This window comes from Sulfitobacter sp. UBA4523 (genome assembly GCF_002388305.1).
Classification (GTDB): Bacteria; Pseudomonadota; Alphaproteobacteria; order Rhodobacterales; family Rhodobacteraceae; genus Sulfitobacter; species Sulfitobacter pontiacus.
The window spans coordinates 184,789-185,028 of record NZ_DGMH01000024.1 but is presented as its reverse complement, the minus strand read 5'-3'; the positions used below and the strand labels follow the sequence as shown (position 1 = coordinate 185,028).

Annotated in this window: 1 protein-coding gene; it reads left to right on the top strand. The window is 56.2% G+C overall.

Features of this window, described 5'->3' with window-relative positions; all coding sequences use genetic code 11:
- Positions 1-51 precede the first annotated feature (51 nt).
- Positions 52-240, top strand: a 189-nt coding sequence (locus B3849_RS06710) for a hypothetical protein (RefSeq protein ID WP_286779935.1), incomplete at its 3' end; no start/stop codon positions are given.

The window sequence follows — 240 nt, the reverse complement described above, 5'->3', positions numbered from 1 at the left end:
GACGCCTCAAGCTGCGGGCGTTGAGGGGAGGTTAGCAGGGTCACACTATGCATGGGTCAGGTCCGTTCGGGTCAAATCAGTCTGGGGCGCATCTTGCGCATTGTTTTAACGGGGTTTCCACCCCTGTTCCAGCGCTCCTGCGGGGGAAGGTTGCGCGCTTTGCCCAAGCGGCCCGAACAGACCTCCTTGCACGTTACCCCGCCCACCTTTATGTTACAAAATATTCAAACTGAAAAATGT